The sequence below is a fragment of the Pseudomonas sp. TH06 genome (genome assembly GCF_016651305.1).
GTDB lineage: Bacteria > Pseudomonadota > Gammaproteobacteria > Pseudomonadales > Pseudomonadaceae > Aquipseudomonas.
This window is the reverse complement of the sequence record NZ_JAEKEC010000001.1, coordinates 932,657-953,505: the sequence shown is the minus strand read 5'-3', so window position 1 is coordinate 953,505 and position 20,849 is coordinate 932,657. Positions and strand designations below refer to the sequence as shown.

Below are 20,849 nucleotides of genomic sequence, written 5' to 3'. Positions count from 1 at the left end.
GTCCGGTCTCAAGCTGCCTGTTTTGCCGTGACGAATGCCGCAAGGCTGGCCACGTTGGTGAAATGGTTACGGGTGTCTTTGGCGTCGGCGTCGATCTTGATGCCGTACTTTTTCTGGATCGCCAGACCCAGCTCCAGCGCGTCGACGGAATCCAGGCCCAGGCCTTCGCCGAACAGCGTCTGGTCGTCGCCGATGTCGTCGACGCTGATGTCTTCGAGACCGAGGGCGTCGATGATCAGCAGTTTGATGTCACGGTGCAGATCGCTCATCTTCGGCGAGCTCCTTGATGAAGTAAGAGTGCAAATAATCGTTGAGCTTGCGCGAGGCCTGCGGTGCGGGCCCCTGCGCGGCGAAAGTCTGTGGGTCTATATCGGCGCCGACGCGAAAACTGAAGTGCACGCGGCGATTGGGGATCCGATACCACGGCTCGGCCTTGGTCAGCGTGGTCGGGCTGACCTTGATGATCACCGGCGTGAGGATTTTCGCACCGCGCAGGGCAATCGCTGCGGCGCCCCGATGAAAGGCCGGTGCCTGTCCCGGCTGAGTACGCGTGCCTTCGGGGAAAATGATCAGGGTCTGGCCGTTTTGCAGCGACTCGGCGGCGGCATCGAGCATGTCCATGCTGCCGTCGTTGCTGATGTATTCGGTGCTGCGCAGCGGGCCACGGGTGAAGGGGTTTTCCCACAGGCTTTTCTTCACCACGCAATTGGCGTGGCGCACCAGGCCGATCAGGAACACCACGTCGATCAGCGACGGGTGGTTGGCGATGATCATCTGCCCTGGCCGGCCGAGGCGTTCGGCGCCCTGAATGTCATAGGTGAGCACGCCGGTGCGGGCCATGAAACGCACGAAAAACCAGAACAGCCGACTGACCGTTTGCCGTGCACGCTGGCGGTGTTTGATGGCATCGCCCGGCAGGCAGCCGAGCAACGGGAAAACCACTAAACGCAGGCACAGCCCGCCGAGCCCGAACAGAGCGAAGCTTGCAGCGGTGGCCAGCAGACGCCAGTAGTAGGCATCGCGGTGCTTCTCGATCACGGGTTGCGTTGCCAGGTCCATACACGATTTTTCCAGGCATGTTGGCAAAGGGTTTGCTGGCCGAGCAGGGTGCGCAGCAGGTTGAGCGCGTGGGGCCAGTGCGCTTTGGACAGTGCTTCGGTGGTGCTGTTCAAGGTCAGCCGCCAGTCGGTACCGGGGGTAAGCAGCAGGCCCAGCGCATAAGGAAACGGCACGTCGTCGATCCACTTCGAATAGGCTTCGGGTGGCTGTTCCTCGGTGATGATCAGCAGTACCGCTGCCGCGCCCTCATTGAGCAGGGCGGCGGCTTCGAGCATGCCGTGTTCAAGGCCGTCGCCCGCAGCGGCAAGGGCGGTCATTTCGCTGGTTTCGCCGCGCATGATCGACCACAGGCCAATGATTGCGTTGTGCACCGAGAGGCTGAACTGGGTTGGCGACAGCGGTTCGTCCCTGGCCAGATCACTGAGGATGTCGTAGGTGCGCGGGGTCTCGCCGTGCCGCGAGACAAACACCAGTGGCAGGTTTTCCCGTCCGTCGGCCAGTGGCCAGCCAACACTGAAAGCCATTCGCGCCAGTCGGCTGAGACGCCGCCGTTGCATGGCCGGTAAAAACGACACATCGGGCGCGGCATCGCTCGCCGGAATGACAACCGGCTGTCGGCTCCAGGCCTGCCAGGCGTCCACGCTGTCGAGCCCCGGGGCCCACGCGCGCCATTGGGCGATGTTGAAGTTGATCACGGATATTTATCCCGCCCCTGCGGGCTTGTATTGACGCATTGAGTCGCCAAAGCCGCGGCGGGCCTGACATGGCGCTTGACGCCGGGTGGCGCGCATTATCCCGGTGCGACGAGTGTGTAGCAAATGCTGGTTACATTTTGCGCAACGAAATGTACCGATCGGTTCGCGGCAGAACTGTCACTTGGCCATTATCCAGATTGCGAGCGGCTTGTCTGTCGGGAATCTCGGCGATTCATGAGGGCTTTTGCTCGGTCTCCACGGGGATATTTGCACCTGACCCTGTAGTCCGTGTCCGTGAAGGTAGCGAAGCGAGGCCGCGCGCATCTACACTCGGTCATTCTTTGATACACGGAGGTTTGGTCATGCGGCGCGTGGTGTTCAATCAGAAAGGTGGCGTAGGCAAATCCAGCATTGCCTGCAATCTGGCGGCGGTCAGCGCGAGCGAGGGTTATCGCACGCTGTTGGTGGACCTCGACGCCCAGGCCAACTCCACTCAGTATCTGACGGGGCTCACCGGCAACGATATCCCGATGGGCATTGCCGATTTCTTCAAACAGACCCTGTCTTCCGGGCCGTTCTCGAAGAAGAATCAGGCCGATATCTACGAAACCCCGTTCGACAACCTGCACATCATCACCGCCACTGCCGAACTCGCCGACTTGCAGCCCAAGCTTGAGGCCAAGCACAAGATCAACAAACTGCGGAAATTGCTCGATGAGCTGGATGGTGAGTACGACCGTATTTATCTCGATACGCCGCCAGCACTGAATTTCTACGCGGTATCGGCGCTGATTGCGGCCGATCGCGTACTGATCCCCTTCGATTGCGACAGTTTTTCACGTCAGGCCTTGTACGGCTTGATGGCGGAAATCGAAGAGCTGAAGGAAGACCACAACGAAGGCCTGGAAGTCGAAGGCATTGTGGTCAACCAGTTTCAGGCCCGCGCCAGTCTGCCGCAGCAGATTCTCGATGAGTTGATTGCCGAAGGTTTGCCGGTGTTGCCGGTGTATCTGACCAGCTCGGTGCGCATGCGCGAATCGCATCAAGCCAGCATCCCGCTGATCCACCTGGATCCACGTCACAAGCTGACCCAGCAGTTCGTCGAGTTGCATAACCTGCTCGAAGATCACTGATATCTGAGTTACACAAATCCCCTGTAGGAGTGAGCCTGCTCGCGATAGCGCCCTTTCAGTCACTCAAGTGTTGGGCTGACAGGACGCCATCGCGAGCAGGCTCACTCCTACAATTGGATTTATGGTGTGTCAGATACTCTGGCTACGTAGCCACGCCATCAACTGCGGCAGTGGAAACGCGCCACTCTGCCGCGCAATCTCCCGACCGTTCTTGAACAGAATCAAACTCGGAATCGAGCGAATCCCCAACTGCGCCGACAACTGCTGATTCGCCTCACTATCGAGCTTGGCCAACCGACACTTGCCCGCCAACTGCGCAGCCGCCTGCTCGAATACTGGCGCAAACGACTTGCACGGCCCGCACCAGTCCGCCCACACATCCACCAATAGCGGCAGGTCGCCCTTGATCTGGCTGGCGTAGTCGCCTTGCTTGAGTTCGAACGGTTTGTTCAGCAGGACTGCGGATTTGCAACGACCGCATTTGGGCTGGTCAGCGAGGCGCTCGGCGGGAATGCGATTTAGGCCGTTGCAGGATGGGCAGGGGATAAGCAGTGGGTCGGTCATGAGCGGTTCTCGGACAGGAAGTCTATAAGACTGTTCTGAGGGCAAAGTCGTGATTATCAAGGAATTGATCTGTAGGGCATTACCTTCTTTGTTTGAGGAGAGGGACTACACGTATCGATGCTTCGGCTGACTATCTGTATTTGATCCAGTCGGTAATCCTTCGCAGTCCTGAATGAAGTATTTCTTGGACCCGTATTCCAATGACCATCAAGACGCTCAAACGCCTTTCACTCATGTATGGAAACGCCTTGAAGGTTGGGACGGCTTGGACGCCGACCGGGGGCTTTGTTGGCTTTGAGAGTGTCTGGCTTGATTCCAGCACGGGACAAAATAGAGTTCTCTATTCTCATTCGCTGCGGCGGCCAGGAAATGAAGAGGAATACGACGCGTTGGTGCGGGCAGCCGACGAAATACTTGAGATTACAGGCGATGACGAGTCCCATCCTTTAATGAGTCTGGTGGATATCATCGGTGACTGGATTGAGGAGTGGGATCACACTCATCACCCAATGCCCAAACCGCCTGGTTACGAAGTGCTGGGATATCTGATGCGCGAACATGGTTTGACCCAGAGCGATTTGCCCGGTGTCGGCCCTCAGTCAGTGGTTTCGGAAATTCTGAGCGGCAAGCGCCAGCTCAACTTACGGCAGGTCCGCTGGCTGGCCGATCACTTCAAACTGCCGGTAGATGTATTCATCTGAAGGGCGTTGCTGAGCCATCCAAACCCTAGGGCTGTTGCACTCTGATAGCATGTCGCGCGGCTTTTTCAGCCGCGCTTTCATCTAAAGGGAATTAACTGTCATGAGCTCTACCCAAGAGGTCACAGCGCCTACCGATTCCACGCCTTACAAAGACGCGAGCATGAGCTGCGGGCACTGCAACTACACGCTCAAGCCGACCTATCACCAAGCGTTCGAGCTGGTTCGGTTGCAGCCCATCAACTGCTATCAGTGCAGTTCGGATCTGTTGCTGGATGAAGCCGACCGTCAGGTGCTGGACAAAAAACTGCAGACAGCCACCCGTATCGGCAAGCTGGCGTTGCTGATTCTGGGGCCGTACTTCTTGATCAGCATGCTCGCGACGCTCTATTTCATGTTCTTCGCCGAGCCGCCGTTTTCCGGGTTCTCGGGCGTGTTGGTTGGCGGTGGGTTAGTAATCGGATTCCTCCTAAAGAGCGCCGCCACGGACAGCGAAGAACGTGATTTCGTACTGTTCAATCAGGGCGAGGGGCCTGCTGTCGAGGCGCAGGCCGCATAACTGATGCTGCGGTCTCGCGAGCGTTATTGTGCTTCCGGGCCGAAGATGCGCTGCTTCCACGCAGCGCTGGCATCGACCAGCGAGTAACCGTCGTTGCAGTTCAATACGATGCCGACGTTCTTGCAGAACACCACGTCGACAATGTTCTGATCGCGGGTGAAATCGGTCAGTCGATCCACCGCCATGAACACTTCGACGTTTTGAATCGCGTAATGCACTTCCCCGCCCCATTGCGAACCATATCCGGAAATCTTCAGCGGCCCGCACAACCGATAGACCGCCGCTGCTTTGCCTTGCGCGGTCTCCAGTTCCCTGAACGGCAGAATGGTAGTCCCCACCAGATGAATAAAGCCGATCGCCCGACTGTCCATGAATGCCAGTGCGGCTCGTTCCGCGTCGTTCAGTTGGCGAAGGGGTTGCGCCTTGGCGATGAAGCGGCGAGTCGACCAGGACAGGGCCACGAGTTTCCAGACGAAGAACACTGCCGGAGAAATGAGCAGGGCGACGATGACCACGAATGCGAGAACTTCAAACGCTGGCTGGCTCATCAGGACGCGCTGACGCTGTTCGACACAGGCCGGCGCTCCCACAGACGCCTGGCCAGATTGACGCCGTAGGCGACGCACAGTCCGCCGCTGACGTATTCCACCCATGCCTGCGCGTTGCTGCGATCAACGTCGGGGTAGCACACGTGCGCCACCAGCCAGGAAATCCCGAACAGCCCCATCATCACCGCGTTGCCGAGCCAGGCTTCGTGCTCCTGATGGCGCCAGTCGGCACAGGCATCGGGCAGGCCTTCGATCTTGAGCAGCCAGTCATACCAGCCTCTCTCCGGATCCACGTCGATATGAGCAATAACGGTCTGGCCTTCCTTGATGTGATTTTCAATTTGTTGCCGGAGCGGAGACTCGACGGACACACGTTTTTTACCGATGGTCATTCCCTCCTCAGGAACCCAGCGATAAACGCCTTGAATACGGTTGACCACGCTGCGCGGCTGATGCTTTTCCAGCGCCATGGGCAGGAAGCCTGCCATGGTCACGAAGAAGAAAGGGACAAACCATTCCTTGGCGGTCAGCCACTCAAAGGCCATCGCCCAGAACAGCAACACGCTTGCCACAACTGCACAGCACCCCAAAAAGCGCCGCAGACACGGCGCGTGCCCGTTCATTTCATACGCGAGGCGTCGACGCTCTTTCTTGCGGGCAGGGCGTTGCCCGAGGATCAGTGTCTCTTCGTCGTCGATACAGGGGCCGGGGATACCGAACGTCCATTGAACGTCAGCCCGCTCGTCGGTCTCGACACGCTGGGCGAACGCCTCGATGTGGTAGCCGTCATTCAGGCGGATCACATAAGCGCGTTTTTTGCCGCAGATGATTTCGGCCTCGTTGTTGCCTTCCTTGTTCAGAAACGGCAGGGCCAGTGCAGGCAGCAATACCGGGAGTTCAGCGATGCGGTGCATGCCGGACCAGTCTTTCATGGTGCCGGTTTTTCGATAGGCGCCGCTGATCAGGTGAACATCGCGCTCGAATGTTTCCTTGGGGTAATAGAGGGCGAGCAACCGGTGTTCTTCGATCGTCGCGCAGCGGGATGGCTCGTCGCGGCGCAGAGCGTTGAGTCTGAACTGACACGCCCAGATGCCGCCGACGTAAATAAGCATTGAAAGCGTTTGAAACAGCGTGATGCCAACGGAAAGATAGCCGAGCACTGCAACGTCCTTGTCCTGTAATGCCGCGCTGTCCGGTACGCGGCGGTGTTCTATGAAGCAAAAGGGTCTGGCAGTGTCACATCGCTCGCCTCACGACGAACAACTGATCTCCAGATGCTTGCCCCACTCCGGCGGCCGCTCGGCGTAGCTTTCCATCCCCGGCTGCGCCTCGAAAGGTTTGCTCAGCACCGCGTGCAGGCGCCGAACCTCGGAGTAGTCGCCCTGTTCAGCGGCATCGATGGCTTTTTGCGCCAGATAATTGCGCAGGATGTACAGCGGATTGACCGCATGCATTCGCGCGCGACGTTGCGCTTGATCAGGCGCGCCATCGCGGGCAACCCGCGCCACGTAGCGCTCGCCCCAGGCATCGAAACCCTTGATATCGACGAAGTCGTCACGCAAGCGGGCGACGGCTTGTTCTGCTGATTCCTCTCCGAGTCGGCGGAAGAACAGCGTGTAGTCGACGCTGCTGTTCTGCATCAATTGCAGCAGGTTTTCCAGCAGATTTTGGTCGTCCTCTTCGGCGGTAGTGAAACCGAGACGACGGCGCATCAGGTCGAGGTAATGGGCCTGGAACATTGGCAAGTACAGGCCGAGCGTTTCGCGCAGGGCTTCGACGCTGATGAACGGCGTCAGCGCCTGCGCAAGGGCGCTGAGGTTCCATTGGCCGATGGGCACCTGATTGCTGAACGAGTAACGGCCCTGATCATCCGAATGGTTGCAGATGAAGTTGGCGTCGAAGTCATCGAGGAAGGCGAACGGGCCGAAGTCGAAAGTGATGCCAAGGATCGACATGTTGTCGGTGTTCATCACACCGTGGCAGAAACCGTAAGCCTGCCATTTGGCGATCAGTTCGGCGTTGCGCTCGACGATCTCGCGGAACATCGCCAGATACGGCTCCGGTTGCTCCAGGCACTCCGGGAAGTGCATCGCCAGCACGTGTTCGCCGAGCTGCTTCTGCTGCTCGGGACGCTTGGTGTAGTAGAAATATTCGAAGTGGCCGAAGCGAATGTGGCTCGGCGCCAGACGCAGCACCATCGCCGCGCGTTCCTGTTTTTCCCGCCAGACCGGGGTGTCGGAGCCGATCACGCAGGCCGCGCGCGAGGACGGAATGTTCAGCGCGTACAGCGCTTCGGAGGCGAGGAACTCGCGGATCGACGAACGCAGCACCGCACGCCCGTCGCCCATGCGCGAAAACGGCGTCTGCCCGGCGCCCTTGAGGTGCAAGTCCCAGTGTTCGCCGGCCTGGTTGTAGACCTCGCCCAGCAGCAGCCCACGACCATCGCCCAGTTGCGGCGTATAGCCGCCGAACTGGTGTCCGGAATAGACCATCGCCCGCGGCTCGGCATCGGCCCACAGTTTGTGGCCGCCAAACAGTTCGGCAAACTCTTGGGTTTCGGCAGTCGCCGGGTCGAGATCCAGCAAAGCCATGGCCGCAGGGCTGGCGACGACCAGACGCGGATTGTCGATCGACTCGGGCAGCACGTGGGCGGAGAACGCATCGCCCAGGCGGGCGAAGCGATTGTCGAAGGTCAGTTCGTCGAGGGCTTTCAAGGGCCTGCTCCAGCAGAATGTCCGAGCATTCTGCTGGGAATAGACCGGTTAGTCGAGTTTGGCCGGCGGCGGCTCTTGCAGCGGCTTCTGTTCGTCGGGCACGGCGACGATGGTTTTGGCTTCCGCCTCGATGGGCACCAACTTGTATTCCTGACCTTGCAGGTTCTTCAAGTAAACCTCCATCTGGCGGAACGAAATGTTGATGTGCTGCTTCTTGAACTCACGGTTGATGAAGCGGTTCACTTCATCGATCACCGGGTTACGGTCGCCGAGGTCACGCACATGCATGCGCAGTTCGTGGTCGAGCGTACTTTCGCCGAAGTTGAGGAAGTACACGTGCGGCTCGGGTTCCTTGAGCACGCGCGGATTGTCCCGGGCAGCCTTGAGCAGCAGTTCCTTGACCAGATCCAGATCCGAGCCGTAATCGACACCGAGTTTTAGCGTCACGCGGGTGATGGTGTCGGTCAGCGACCAGTTGATCAGTTGCCCGGTGATGAACGTCTTGTTCGGGACAATGATGTCCTTGCGGTCGAAGTCGGTGATGGTCGTGGCGCGGATGCGAATCTTGCTCACCGTACCCGACAGGTTGCCGATGGTGATGGTGTCGCCGATCCGCACCGGGCGTTCGAAGAGGATCATGATGCCGGAGATGAAGTTGGCAAAAATCTCCTGCATACCGAAACCGAGGCCGACCGACAGCGCCGCCACCAGCCATTGCAACTTGTCCCAACTGACGCCGAGGGTCGACAGGGTCGAGACGAAACCGACGCCGGCGATCACATACGACAGCAGCGTCGTGGTCGCGTAGGCGCTGCCCTGAGCCAGATTGAGTTTCGACAGCACGAACACTTCGAGCAGGCCGGGCAAGTTGCGCGCCAGGGCGAAGGTGATGCCGATGATGATCAGTGCGCCGAGCATGTCGCCGATGCTGATCGGCACCATGCTCATGTTGGCGCCGGTGCCGCTGGTGTATTCGTAGAGGGTGATGTTGTCGAGGTACGAGAACACCGAAATCAGGTCAGACCAGACCCAGTACAGCGCCGCGATAAAGCCGCCGAGCAGGGCCAGACGGATCAGGCGCAAGGACTGCTCGTTGACCTTTTCGATGTCCAGCGTCGGCTCTTCGATCACTGCTTCGCCATCGCCGGCTTCTCTCGCCGCCTGGCGTTTGGCCAGGGCGCGCTGGTAGGCCAGGCGTCGTGCGGCAACGCTCAGACCACGGACGAAGGTGGCTTCGATCACCAGCCAGAACATCAGCAAATAGAGGGTGTTGATCAGACGGTCGCTGAGTTTCAGCGCGGTGTAGTAGTAGCCGAAGCACACCGCGACGAACAGGGCGATCGGCAACAGGGTGAACATCACGCCGACGGCTTTGCGAAACAGCGAGGTGTTTTCGTGGGCCGGGCTGCTGATCAGCAAGCGACTGAGTAACCACGCCATCAAGGCATAACAGGTCAGCACGACAGGCATGCCGAGCACGTCATCGGCCAATGCCGCCGGTTGCAGTTCGGCAACAGCCACCACGGTGACCAGCGCCATGACCACCAGCCCGAGTCGGCGGATCCAGCCCCGCAGGAATTCGACCTGCGGTTTTTCCCAACGGAAGTGCAACTCGGCCACGCCGCCCGGCGCAAGAATCCGGTAGGCGGTGTAGAACACCAGCCACGCCTGGCCCATTTGCAACAGCGCCGCGCCCATGTTGGCGTTCTGCCCGCGGGCGTCGATCTGCAAGGCCAGGCCACACAAGGCCAGACCAAGCGCCACCGGCATCGCCAGCAGAATGTTGATCAGAATCGCCTGCGGCGTATGCCACTGGCTGTCGCGCTTGAAGTGACCAATGTCCTGGTGAACCTTGTTCAACCGTGCATACAAAGCCTTGCGGCGCCACAGCAGAGCACCAATCAGCAGCGCCAGCGGCAGGAACAGCAAGGGCCGCTGAGTCAGGCCGTCAGTCAGCTCGCTCAGGCTTGAAGCCAACGGCAGGGTGTCGACCTGACGTTTCAGGCGCTCCGGCACGCCACGCATCCACTCGATGTCCAGCGGCTTGTTGCTGGGGATCCAGAACATCTGCTCGTCGAGGGTCGCGCGCAGGCTCTGCGCGGTGCTCAGCAGTTGCTTCTGGTTAAGTTGCAGGGTGATCGATTCATTGAGCATCGCGCTCAGTTCGCGATTCAGACGCTCGAGCAGATCGGCACGGGTGTTGGCCAGTTCGAGCAGGCTTTTGCGCAGTTGCGGTGTGACTTGTTCCGGTGGCTGAGTGGACAGCAGGTTGTCGACATAGGCCGACGGATTGCTCAGCTGTTCACGCTGCTGGCTGACGTCAAATTGCCACAGGCGGATGTCGGCGATCTGATCCGCCAGATCGCGGTCGACCTTGAGGCGCGGCAGGGCCTGTTTCTGCTTATAAAGAATCTTCGACAGCAACAGGCTGCCCTTGAGCACGTTGATCTGCTCGTCGAGGGCCGAATCGCTTTGGGTCAGGGTGTCGAGTTGCTGCTTGGTTTGCAGATTCTGTTGAGTGACCTCGTTGAGGCGGTCGGTGCTCTTGAGCAGATAGTCCGACAGCTTGAGGTTGGCCGTGCTTTCGATGGCAAGCAGGCTGCTGCTGCCGGCCTTTTGCGCTTCGATCGATTGCTGGGTGACGGTTTCCTGAGACTGCGCCAGACGCTTCTGGTTGATCAGCGTTTGCAGTTCCTGGATCTCGCGGTCGAGGCGGTCGGACTTCTCCGAGAGCAAGTCATGCAGACTGTTGCCCAGATCCTGCAACTGGTTGTTGCCGGCCAGTTCCTGACGGCGCAGCGGAATCAGTGCGTTCAGCGCGGCCAGCTCGGCGTTGAGCAGGTCACGCTGCTCGGCGCTGACGGCCTTGCCCGCGTCTTTGCCGGACTTGAGGATGTTGTTGATTTGCTGAATACGCGTCTGACTGGCGGAAATTTCTGCCTGGGCGCGCTCGGGTCGAGTCTGCGCGGTAATGATCAGGCTGTTGGCGTCGGCCAGGGCTTTTTGCAGATCGCTTTGCTGGGTCGAACGATCGGTAAGAATCTGCTCCAGCTGCGGGATCGACTCTTTGGGGAACCGCTGCGCTACCGGTACCACCGCTGTCGCCTTGAGGCGCGTCAGTTCGCGATTGTTCTCGATGGTCTGCTTTGGCGCGGTCGCCAGTTGTTGCTTCAGATCGCTGAGTTTTTGCTCGTAATCACGCCGGTTGTTCAGCTGATTGAGCGTGTTCTGCAAGACGGCTTGCAGGGGCTTTTTATCAGCGTCCGGCAGTTTGCTGTCGGCAAGCTTGTCCAGGCTGGCCTGCACGGCTTCGCTGGACGGTGGTTCGGCGGCGTACAGCGGGCCGACAGTAAGACTCAAGCCCAGCAGGGCCGCGAGGAAAAAGGAGCGCAGGGTAGGCATAGAGACCGGTCAAGCAAGTGAGAGTGGACGCAGTTTAGAGGAAGAGCCCGGGACCCGGGCGACTTCCTTCGGGGAATCTGACGCCCACTTTGCCGATCTTGTTCCCGTCCATGACCGCAACCGTCCAGTGGGTGTTGTTCCACTCCACCTGGTCACCGACGATCGGCGCACCGCCGACTTTATGGGCAATGAACGCGCCCAGAGTCATGTCCGGATCGATGCCTTCAGCGGGCAATCCATAAAGCGCTGCAACCGCTTTAAGCTGGGCGTCTCCTTCGAGTACAAAGTCGCCGAAGAAGCGCAGATCGAGGCCTCGTTGCGGTGCCTGGCTGAACAGTTTGCCAAGGGCCGGCAGATTGTGTTCATGGCCGATAACACACAGTAAATCATCGACTTCCAGCACCGTACTACCCGACGGATGGAGCAGTTGCTGACCACGAAACAGCGCCGCGATACGTGTGCCCTCGGGCATTTTCAGCTCACGCAGGGGTGAACCGATGCACCATTTTTCGGCGCCGAGCTTGTAAACGAACAACTCCCACTCGCTGGTGATGTGCACTTCCAGCGCTGATCGGGAAATCGGCGCTGGCTCGGGCGGTACGGTCACCTTGAGCAGTTTCGCCACCCACGGCAGGCTCGTGCCCTGCACCAGCAGCGACACCAGCACGATGAAGAAAGCGAGATTGAAGTACAGCTGCGCGTTCGGCAGCCCGGCCATCAGCGGGAACACCGCGAGAATGATCGGTACGGCGCCGCGCAGACCGACCCAGGAAATAAAGGCTTTCTCGCGGCCATGGAATGCCTTGAACGGCAGCAGGCCGACGATCACCGACAGCGGTCGCGCGAACAGAATCATCCACAGCGCCAGACCAAGGGCGGGCAGGGCGATCGGCAGCAAGTCGTGTGGCGTGACCAACAGCCCCAGCACCAGGAACATGCCGATCTGCGCCAGCCACGCCATGCCATCGAGCATATGCAGAATGCCGTGGCGGCTGCGCACCGGGCGGTTGCCGATGACCAGGCCGCACAGATAAACCGCGAGGAAGCCGCTGCCGTGCAAGGCGTTGGTCAGGGCAAACACCACCAGGCCACCGGCGATCACCAGGATCGGATAAAGGCCGGCCGCGAGGTTGATCCGGTTGACCAGTTGCAGCATCAGCCAGCCACCGCCGAGACCGATCACGCCACCGATGCCGAACTCGCGGATCAGGTGGGTCAACAGGCTCCAGTGCAAACCGGTCTGGCCGCTGGCGAGCATGTCGATCAGGGTCACGGTGAGAAACACCGCCATCGGGTCGTTGCTGCCGGATTCGATTTCCAGGCTGGCGGTCACCCGTTCGTTCAGGCCTTTGCCGCCGAGCAGCGAGAACACCGCCGCAGCGTCTGTCGAACCGACGATGGCGCCGATCAGCAGGCCCTGGATCAGGTTCAGGTCGAACAACCACGCGGCCGCCATACCGGTCAGCCCGGTGGTGATCAATACCCCGACCGTGGCCAGCGACAACGCCGGCCATAACGCCACGCGGAAACTGGACACCCGCGTGCGCAAGCCGCCATCGAGGAGGATCACCGCCAGTGCGAGGTTGCCGACCAGATAGGCCGTCGGGTAGTTATCGAAAATGATCCCGCCGCCATCGACCCCGGCCGCCATGCCGACCGCAAGAATGATGACCAGAATCGGGATGCCGAGACGGGAAGACAGAGAGCTGACAAGGATACTTGCGCCTACCAGCAACGCGCCGATCAAGAACAGGCTGTTGATGGTCGTCGCATTCAAAGGCAGTACTCCAGAAGCGTAAAGACGGGCACAAACTGACCATGCAGTCTGCGTGCCAGCGATTCTAACCTGTTGAAATGTGATGCTGTCAAAAAGCTTTTTGCATTGGCATCACATTGAATGTGCGCCAACTGAAAACTGTGGCGAGGGGATTTATCCGCGTCCGGCGGCGCAGCCGTCGTAAAACCGGTGTATGCGAATTTTCAGATTAAACCGCGTACACCGTTTTTGGGGCTGCTGCGCAACCCAACGGGGATAAATCCCCTCGCCACAAAGGAGTTTCACCAGCCACTGCATGGGTGGATTAAAGGCTAAACCGCCCAACCATGTTGTTCAGGTCCAGCGCCAACCTCGACAGCTCATTGCTCGCCGCACTGGTCTGATTCGCTCCGGTCGCCGATTGCACCGACAGATCGCGGATGTTCACCAGATTGCGATCCACTTCCCGTGCCACTTGAGCCTGCTCTTCGGCGGCGCTGGCGATCACCAGGTTGCGCTCGTTGATTTCGACGATGGCGGTGTTGATGGTGTCCAGCGACATCCCGGCACCGCGAGCAATGTTCAGCGTCGACTCGGCGCGCTCGGTGCTATTGCGCATCGAATCCACGGCGTGTTCGGTGCCGCTCTGAATGCTGCCGATCATGCGCTCGATTTCGCTGGTCGATTGCTGAGTGCGATGCGCCAAAGCACGAACCTCGTCAGCCACCACCGCGAAACCACGACCGGCCTCACCGGCACGTGCCGCTTCAATGGCGGCGTTCAGCGCCAGCAGGTTGGTCTGATCGGCCAGACCACGAATCACATCCAGCACCTTGCCGATGTCACGGGATTCATTGGCCAGATCGCCAATCAGGCTTGCCGTGCTCTGCACATCGGCGCTCATGCGTTCGATGGCGCTGACGGTTTCCTGCACCAGATCGCGACCGTCGCCAGCCGAGGTGGTGGCGTTTTTCGACGCTTCCGACGTGCTGACCGCGTTGCGTGCGACTTCTTCCACAGCACTGGTCATTTCGTTGACGGCGGTCGCCGCCTGTTCGATTTCGTTGTTCTGCTGAGTCAGGCCGCGCGCGCTTTCGTCGGTGACACTGTTCAGTTCTTCAGCCGCCGAAGCCAGCTGCGTGGCCGAGCCGGAAATGCGCTGCAAGGTGTCGCGCAGTTTCGATTGCATCTTCGCCATTGCTGCGAGCAGACGACCCGCTTCGTCACTGCCATCGACATGGATCGGCTGGGTCAGGTTACCTTCGGCGATGGTTTCAGCCGCGTCCAGAGCCTTGTCGATCGGTCGGGTGATGCTGGTGGTCAGCAGCCAGGCGAACAGGAACGTCAGGCCAGTGGCGATCACCAGCAAGGTCACCACCAGATCGAACGCCGAGGAATATTGATCGGCGGCTTGCTGATTGGTCTCGCTGATCTGCTCGCCGTTGATCTGCATCAGACGGTTGAGCACGGTGTTCATTGCTTCGGAGTTGTTGAGCAATTCGGTGTTGAGCAGCGTGCGCAGTTCATCCACCTGATTGTTGCGCGACAGGCTCTTCATGCGGTCTTCGATCTGGCGGTACTGGCCGAGCAGTTGCACGTACTGGTCGTATGCTGCACGTTCCTCGGGGCTGCCGATCAATGGCTCGTAATCGCTCTGGGCTTTACGGATCTGCTGGTTGCGCATATCCAGCAGTTCGACGGTTTTCTGCTGCACGTCCGGTTCACGGTTGACCAACAGGCGATACGACAGCACCCGCAGGCGCAGGGTCAATTGGGTGAATTCGTCGAGGTTCTTGATGCTCGGCACGCTGCTGGACGAGATGTCCTCGGCGGCACCGCGGATTTTGCTCATCTGGTTCAGGGCGAACACCCCGAGAATCAGCATCAGGCCGCCGATCAGAGCGAACCCGGTAAACGCCCGAGGGGCGATATTCATATTGCGAAGGGACATGGGGCGGATACCAAGAGAGGGCCGCATCCATGCGGGCTGAGACTGCTGTATGGGTGACTTATCGGTCATACGACTAAAGTCTTGAGTCAGTGTGCGTATTTGTCGCATCCGGCCCTGATCGACGAAGTGCAGGAACCAGATCGCCAGATCACAGTCTTTTAAACTCGCGAGAACGCTCACCCGCCAGGAAAATCAAGGCTTTGCGCCGGTTAAACCCTGGCATCTGTGGTGACTTTTCTTTATCGTACGCGCCCTTTGAAAAACGCTTGGAAGATCAAAATGTTGGAAGCATCCCTCAGCCAATTGGAACAGCTCGTCAGCGACCTGGTGCAACAGAACCAGGCCCTCTCGCAAACCAACCAGACCCTGTCCACGGAACTGGCCCAGGCCAAGGATGAAAACGAAAGCCTGCAACTGAACCTGATGGAGCAGGAAGAAAAGCACGGCGCCACTGCCGCACGCATTCAGGCCCTGGTTGATCGTGTCAACGCAGGTCCTGTCAGCGCATGAACCACCACTCAGCAGGGGTAAAAGTCGTCTCCATTCTCGGAGAGGACTACTCGATCAAGGCGCCGGCCGGGGAAGAACAGACCCTGCTGGACGCGGCAATGATGCTCAAGGCCGCTTTGGACGACACCAAAAGGAAATACCCGACGCTGATCGGCGACCGCCTGCTGGTGCTGGCGGCGATGAATCTGTGCTCTCAGCAGATCGAAATGAAGAAAAAGCATCAGCAAGAACTCGACCGTTACCAAGAGCAAGTCAGCGCCACGGTCGACACCATCGCCAAGACCATCAATCAGGGTTGATGGGGTTGCGCACAACCAAAGAATAGATTGTCGATTGAGTTGTATACAATCGGCACGGCTGTTGCATTGTTTCGGCCACTTATTCTTTGGGGGTGCTCCATGCAGTTGTGGCGACGCAGTATTCAATGGCAGCTGATTCTCAGCATGGGCACCGCCCTGCTGGTCAGCATCCTGATCGTGGTTGGCATTTATACCCTGGTGGTCAACCGTCTCGCCCAGAGCTATCTGGTCGAACAAGCGCTGCCGTCGAGCATCGAAGCGACGCGCAACGACATCGAGCGCATCCTCGTCCAGCCGCTCACGGCCGCCAAAGACATCGCCAGCAACACCATGGTGCGCGACTGGCTGGCAGCCGGTGAAGACGGCAGCAAAACGGCAGCCTTCGCGCAGTACCTGGAAGGCATCCGCGCCGAACACAAGGCATTTACCGCTTTGATCATCGGCACAGACTCCAATCACTACATCACCGAAAAAGGTCTGGATCGCACCCTCAGTCGCGCCAAACCGGCCGATGCCTGGTTCTATTCTTTCCTCGACAGCAATCAGCCGCGCACCCTGAACATCGACAACGACGGGGCCACTGGAGAACTGGCGCTGTTCATCGATTTGAAGGTCGAGCAGGCCGGCAAAGTGGTTGGCGTTGCCGGGCTTGGACTGAGCATGAAAGAGCTGTCCGAGCTGATTCACAACTTCAGCTTCGGCGAGCGCGGCAAGGTCTATCTCGTGCGTTCCGACGGTTTGATCCAGGTGCATCCCGAGACTCAATTCAGTGGTAAACGCACGCTGACGGAGCAGATCGGTGCATCGGCGGCGCAAGCGGTTCTCGGTCAGAAAAATGCCGTCAGCAGCAGCTTCCAGCGCGATGGCGAAGACTTCCTTGCTTTCAGCCTGCCTTTGCGCGATTTGGGCTGGACGCTGGTGGCCGAAGTGCCGCAGTCGCAGATCTATGCCGAGGCGCGCAAAGCGATGTGGATGAGCGGCGGCATCGGTCTGGCGGTGGCCCTGGTGTGCCTCGCGTTGGTGGTGTGGCTGGCCCAAGGGCTGGTGCGACCGATTCGTCAGGTAACAGCGGCGCTGGTAGCAATCGGTAGCGGCGGTGGAGATTTGACCCATCGGTTAGATTCCAGTCGTGCCGATGAGCTGGGCGATCTCGCCCGCGGCTTCAACCGCTTCCTGGACAGTCAGCGTGGAATGATTGGCGAAGTGTTGACCACCAGCGAGCGCCTGCGCACGGCGGTGGGGCAGGTGGCAAAAGTGGTGGAGAACACCGCCGAGCGTTCTGGCCGCCAGCAGGAAATGACCGACATGGTCGCCACTGCCGTTCATGAAATGGGTTTGACCGTGCAGGAAATTGCGCAGAACGCCGGCAACGCGGCACTTGCTTCGCAAACTGCACGAGATGAAGCGATGCAGGCGCGGGAAGTGGTCGGTGGTTCCATTCGCCATATTGAAAGCATGTCCGATGAGATTGGTTTGGCGGCGGGTGCCGTTGGCGAGCTGGCACATCAAGTAGCGTCGATTGATTCGGTGTTGGCGGTGATTCGCGGCGTGTCCGAACAGACCAATCTGTTAGCGCTCAACGCCGCCATTGAAGCGGCGCGTGCCGGGGATATGGGGCGTGGTTTCGCCGTGGTGGCCGATGAAGTGCGCACCCTGGCGCGACGGACGCAGGCATCCACTGACGAGATTCAGCAGATGATCGGCAGCCTTAAGCAGGGCGCGGAAAACGCCGTGTCGTCGATGCGTACGGGGCAAGCTGCAACCGGCACCGGGGTTGAGTCGAGCCAGCGTACTGGCGCTTCACTGACCGCGATTACCGGGCAGGTCGAGCGCATCAGCGACATGAACCATCAGGTGGCGACGGCGACGGAAGAGCAGTCGGCGGTGACCGAGGAGATCAACCGCAACGTACAGGGGATTTCCGATCTGGCCCGGGCGACGGCGGGGGAGGTTCGGGCGTGTCGTGAGGATTGTCAGATGTTGCAGAAACTGGCGGATGATCTGGCGCGGCAGATGGGTGGGTTCAAGTTGAGCTGAGTTCTACGGTTTTCAGATCAGTCGACGCGCCATAAGTGGCGCATCGGCGCGACGGCGGATCAGGTATTTCATGCCAGAAGAATTTCCCGCCCATAAAATTCGATGCCACCAATCGTCTCCAGGTAGAACACTCGTTTTTCTTTCACGATGCGCATGGTTTGATCGACGGCATAGCTGTCGCCGATTGCCAGTGTTCGGAACATGTCGTTCTGGCTGAAATCCGTGACGCTGCCATAGCTGTTGTTCGGCACGATGACGGTGACCTGATAGCGGTCGCCTCTGCGGGTGTAACGCTTTGCGGTGACCCGCACTGCCTGTGGGTCTATCACGTAATCATTGATTCTGGCGGAAAGCAGAAACTGGTCTTCAGTGAGATTCACATACGGATCGATGTTGGTGACTGACATCTCGTCGCTCAAATCTGCACCGCCATAGACCACTGACCGCCATTGATTGGAGCTGATACGGGCATGTTCTTTGTAAGCAACCCGGTTGCTGGTTTCGTATCGGTCTTCGGCGCAAATAATCTCAAACATTCCTGCCGCCGTCGTAGTAACGGTCGGCGCTCCATTGGCGGGGGAAGTCGTCAGGGTGATCTGCGACTCTTCGTCAGAGGTGCGGTGATGGTTTTTGCTGATGACAATAGATTCGCTGGAATCCTTGTTCGTCCAGACTGTACCGCTGCGCGCAGGTATTTGAGAGATAGAGGCGAGAACGCAATAGTCCAGGGTCACAAGACCTGAAAGTTTGATGGATCGGTCTTCGAGAACATGTTCGCTCATGGCTTTTACTCGGATGAGGTAAGGGGGCGGACGTGTGTCCGTACCTGCCGGGCAACTGCAAACTACATGTCGGGCGAAGATAGCCTATCGTCAGTTTCTGATCTCCACACCTGTAAAACCTGACAGGTGCGAAGACCGTTGAAGTGTGTTGGGGCGCTACATGGGCGATGAGTCAGAACCACGAATCTTGCATGTTCAGACACGTATCATCCCGCGCCTCCAGCAGTGCCAGTTCATGGTGACAAGCCGGTACTTCCCACGTCAGGAAATAGCGTGCCGCCTGCAACTTGCCTTTATAGAAGTCGGCATCCGCCGCATTGCCCTTGACCAACCCTTCCTCGGCGCGAATCGCCTGCTCCAGCCAGCGCCAGCCAATCACCGTGTGTCCGAACACCTTCAGGTACAAAGCCGAGTTCGCCAGGCTGCTGTTGACCTTGCCCTGCGCCAGATCGGTCAGCAAACCAATGGTCACGACTTGCAGACGCGCGACCAGTTTCTCCAGCGGCTCACGCAATGCGCTCAGTGATTCATACGCCGTAGCGCGCTCAGCGGTGTTGGCGATCAACCGAATCAACTGCTTCAGCCCGGCACCACCGTTCTGCGCCAATTTACGTCCGAGCAAGTCCAGCGACTGAATGCCGTGGGTGCCTTCGTGGATCGGATTCAGCCGGTTGTCGCGGTAATACTGCTCCACCGGATATTCGCGGGTGTAGCCGTGGCCGCCAAGGATCTGGATCGCCAGTTCGTTGGCCTTGAGGCAAAACTCAGACGGCCAGGATTTGACGATCGGCGTCAGCAGATCCAGCAACTCGTGCGCCTGTTTGCGCTCGGCTTCAGTCTCCAGCGTCGTGGTGTCATCGAACAGTCGCGCCGCATACAGCCCGAGGTCAAACGCCCCTTCGACGTAGGATTTTTGCGTCAGCAGCATGCGTCTGACATCCGCGTGCTGAATGATCGCCACCGGCGCGGTGCTTGGGTCTTTGCTGTCCGGCACCCGCCCTTGTGGGCGTTCGCGGGCGTATTCCAGCGAATACAGATAACCGGCATAACCGAGCATGACCGCGCCCATGCCGACGCCGATCCGTGCTTCGTTCATCATCTGGAACATGTAGCTCAAGCCGTGATGCGCCTTGCCCACCAGATAGCCGACACACTCGCCGTTATCGCCGAAGTTCAACGCGGTAGAGGTGGTGCCGCGCCAACCCATCTTGTGGAACAGCCCGGCCAGCAACACGTCATTGCGCTGGCCGAGGCTGCCGTCATCGTTGACCAGAAACTTCGGCACGATGAACAGCGAAATACCTTTCACCCCCGGCGGTGCGTCCGGCAGCTTGGCCAGCACCATGTGCACGATGTTTTCCGAGAGCGGGTGATCGCCGCCGGAAATGAAGATCTTGTTGCCTTTGAGGCGATACGTGCCGTCGGACGCAGGCTCGGCACGCGTACGAATATCCGACAGCGATGAACCGGCATGCGGTTCGGTCAGGGCCATGGTGCCGAAGAAACGACCGTCGATCATCGGTTGCAGGAAGCGCTGTTTTTGCTCTTCGGTGCCAAAGCTTTCGATCAGGTTGGCCGCGCCCATGGTCAGGAACGGGTACGACGTTGATGCGGCATTGGCCGACTGGAAATGCGCGAAGCAGGCTTGCGACAGCAGCGTAGGCAGTTGCATGCCACCGGCGTCGAAACTTCTCGCTGCGTTGAGGAATCCGGCCTCGAGGAAGGCATCCACCGCCGGTTTCACCTCGGGAATCAGAATCGCCTTACCGTCCTCGTAGCGCGGCTCGTTCTCGTCGCCCTTGCGGTTGTGCGGCGCGAAGTACTTTTCGGCGATGTTGCGTGCGGTGCCGATGGCGGCGTCGAAAGTCTCGCGGTTGTGCTCGGCAAAACGCTCACGCCGGGTCAGGCCCTCGGCATCAAGGACTTCGTACAGCTCGAAAGCCAGATTGCGGGAACTGAGCAGCGTCTCGGACATGGCGGCTTACCTTTTTTTGGATTGGGCCGAGTCTAGGCGTGCTGATAAAGGCTGAACAGGATGATTGATGGTGGTGATGGAGAGGCGGGGGCAGCACTAATTCAATGTAGGAGTGAGCCTGCTCGCGATAGCGGTCTGTCAGTCAAATAAATGTGTCTGACAGGCCG

At 59.2% G+C, this 20,849-nt stretch carries 18 protein-coding genes; 6 read left to right on the top strand and 12 right to left on the bottom strand.

Features of this window, described 5'->3' with window-relative positions:
• Window positions 1–8: 8 nt before the first annotated feature.
• The 3 genes from JFT86_RS04160 to JFT86_RS04150 are packed head-to-tail and all read right to left on the bottom strand — an operon-like array spanning window position 9 to window position 1,760.
• Entirely contained in the window at window positions 9–269 is a 261-nt protein-coding gene (locus JFT86_RS04160; protein WP_201235862.1) for a phosphopantetheine-binding protein, read from the bottom strand.
• Window positions 250–1,059: a lysophospholipid acyltransferase family protein gene (locus tag JFT86_RS04155; protein WP_201235861.1), complete on the bottom strand. Its 810-nt coding sequence runs from the start codon at window positions 1,057–1,059 to the stop codon at window positions 250–252. Before JFT86_RS04155 ends, JFT86_RS04160 begins: the two co-directional genes overlap by 20 nt.
• The gene (locus tag JFT86_RS04150) at window positions 1,035–1,760 is read right to left on the bottom strand and encodes a beta-ketoacyl synthase chain length factor (RefSeq protein WP_201238553.1); all 726 of its coding nucleotides are present in this window, start codon (window positions 1,758–1,760) and stop codon (window positions 1,035–1,037) included. The genes JFT86_RS04155 and JFT86_RS04150 overlap by 25 nt, the downstream gene beginning before the upstream one ends.
• Before the next feature lie 356 nt (window positions 1,761–2,116).
• Between JFT86_RS04150 and JFT86_RS04145 the strand changes: the two genes are divergently transcribed.
• Window positions 2,117–2,887 (top strand): ParA family protein, encoded by a 771-nt coding sequence (locus tag JFT86_RS04145; protein ID WP_103305409.1) that lies wholly within the window; start codon window positions 2,117–2,119, stop codon window positions 2,885–2,887.
• 129 nt (window positions 2,888–3,016) lie between these two features.
• Here JFT86_RS04145 and trxC read toward each other — a convergent pair whose 3' ends face one another.
• Window positions 3,017–3,451, bottom strand: coding sequence for a thioredoxin TrxC (gene trxC, locus JFT86_RS04140; RefSeq protein ID WP_201235860.1), 435 nt, complete (start codon window positions 3,449–3,451; stop codon window positions 3,017–3,019).
• A 200-nt stretch (window positions 3,452–3,651) separates the two neighbouring features.
• Between trxC and JFT86_RS04135 the strand changes: the two genes are divergently transcribed.
• Together JFT86_RS04135 and JFT86_RS04130 are read left to right on the top strand one after the other, a co-directional pair.
• The gene (locus JFT86_RS04135) at window positions 3,652–4,152 is read left to right on the top strand and encodes a transcriptional regulator (RefSeq protein WP_242489228.1); all 501 of its coding nucleotides are present in this window, start codon (window positions 3,652–3,654) and stop codon (window positions 4,150–4,152) included.
• Between the two features lie 100 nt (window positions 4,153–4,252).
• Window positions 4,253–4,708 carry a hypothetical protein gene (locus JFT86_RS04130; protein WP_201235859.1) on the top strand — a complete coding sequence of 152 codons (456 nt, stop codon included), beginning with the start codon at window positions 4,253–4,255 and terminating at the stop codon, window positions 4,706–4,708.
• Between the two features lie 23 nt (window positions 4,709–4,731).
• Here the strand turns inward: JFT86_RS04130 and JFT86_RS04125 are convergent, their stop codons facing one another.
• The 6 genes from JFT86_RS04125 to JFT86_RS04100 all read right to left on the bottom strand — a co-directional run bounded on the left by JFT86_RS04125 (window position 4,732) and on the right by JFT86_RS04100 (window position 15,079).
• Entirely contained in the window at window positions 4,732–5,256 is a 525-nt protein-coding gene (locus JFT86_RS04125; protein ID WP_201232068.1) for a superinfection exclusion B family protein, read from the bottom strand.
• Entirely contained in the window at window positions 5,256–6,416 is a 1,161-nt protein-coding gene (locus JFT86_RS04120; protein ID WP_201235858.1) for a hypothetical protein, read from the bottom strand. Before JFT86_RS04120 ends, JFT86_RS04125 begins: the two co-directional genes overlap by 1 nt.
• A 90-nt stretch (window positions 6,417–6,506) precedes the next feature.
• A complete protein-coding gene (selO, locus tag JFT86_RS04115; protein ID WP_201235857.1) occupies window positions 6,507–7,970 on the bottom strand; it encodes a protein adenylyltransferase SelO in 1,464 nt (487 codons plus the stop codon).
• A 48-nt stretch (window positions 7,971–8,018) separates the two neighbouring features.
• Complete coding sequence (mscK, locus tag JFT86_RS04110; RefSeq protein ID WP_201235856.1) at window positions 8,019–11,372, bottom strand: mechanosensitive channel MscK; 3,354 nt, start codon at window positions 11,370–11,372, stop codon at window positions 8,019–8,021.
• A gap of 34 nt (window positions 11,373–11,406) precedes the next feature.
• The gene (locus JFT86_RS04105; RefSeq protein ID WP_201235855.1) at window positions 11,407–13,149 is read right to left on the bottom strand and encodes a potassium/proton antiporter; all 1,743 of its coding nucleotides are present in this window, start codon (window positions 13,147–13,149) and stop codon (window positions 11,407–11,409) included.
• Window positions 13,150–13,453: 304 nt separating this feature from the next.
• The gene (locus JFT86_RS04100; RefSeq protein ID WP_201235854.1) at window positions 13,454–15,079 is read right to left on the bottom strand and encodes a methyl-accepting chemotaxis protein; all 1,626 of its coding nucleotides are present in this window, start codon (window positions 15,077–15,079) and stop codon (window positions 13,454–13,456) included.
• A gap of 279 nt (window positions 15,080–15,358) precedes the next feature.
• On the opposite strand from JFT86_RS04100, the gene JFT86_RS04095 reads away from it, so the two are divergent.
• The 3 genes from JFT86_RS04095 (at window position 15,359) to JFT86_RS04085 (ending at window position 17,925) form a co-directional block, all read left to right on the top strand.
• A complete protein-coding gene (locus JFT86_RS04095) occupies window positions 15,359–15,589 on the top strand; it encodes a hypothetical protein (RefSeq protein WP_201235853.1) in 231 nt (76 codons plus the stop codon).
• Entirely contained in the window at window positions 15,586–15,888 is a 303-nt protein-coding gene (locus JFT86_RS04090; RefSeq protein ID WP_201235852.1) for a cell division protein ZapA, read from the top strand. Before JFT86_RS04095 ends, JFT86_RS04090 begins: the two co-directional genes overlap by 4 nt.
• A gap of 99 nt (window positions 15,889–15,987) precedes the next feature.
• Window positions 15,988–17,925, top strand: a complete 1,938-nt coding sequence (locus tag JFT86_RS04085) for a methyl-accepting chemotaxis protein (RefSeq protein ID WP_201235851.1) — start codon at window positions 15,988–15,990, stop codon at window positions 17,923–17,925.
• Window positions 17,926–17,993: 68 nt separating this feature from the next.
• Here the strand turns inward: JFT86_RS04085 and JFT86_RS04080 are convergent, their stop codons facing one another.
• Both JFT86_RS04080 and JFT86_RS04075 read right to left on the bottom strand, forming a co-directional pair.
• On the bottom strand, window positions 17,994–18,707 hold the full coding sequence (locus tag JFT86_RS04080; protein ID WP_201232072.1) for a hypothetical protein: 714 nt from the start codon (window positions 18,705–18,707) through the stop codon (window positions 17,994–17,996).
• Between the two features lie 172 nt (window positions 18,708–18,879).
• Window positions 18,880–20,682, bottom strand: coding sequence for an acyl-CoA dehydrogenase (locus JFT86_RS04075; RefSeq protein WP_201235850.1), 1,803 nt, complete (start codon window positions 20,680–20,682; stop codon window positions 18,880–18,882).
• Window positions 20,683–20,849 lie beyond the last annotated feature (167 nt).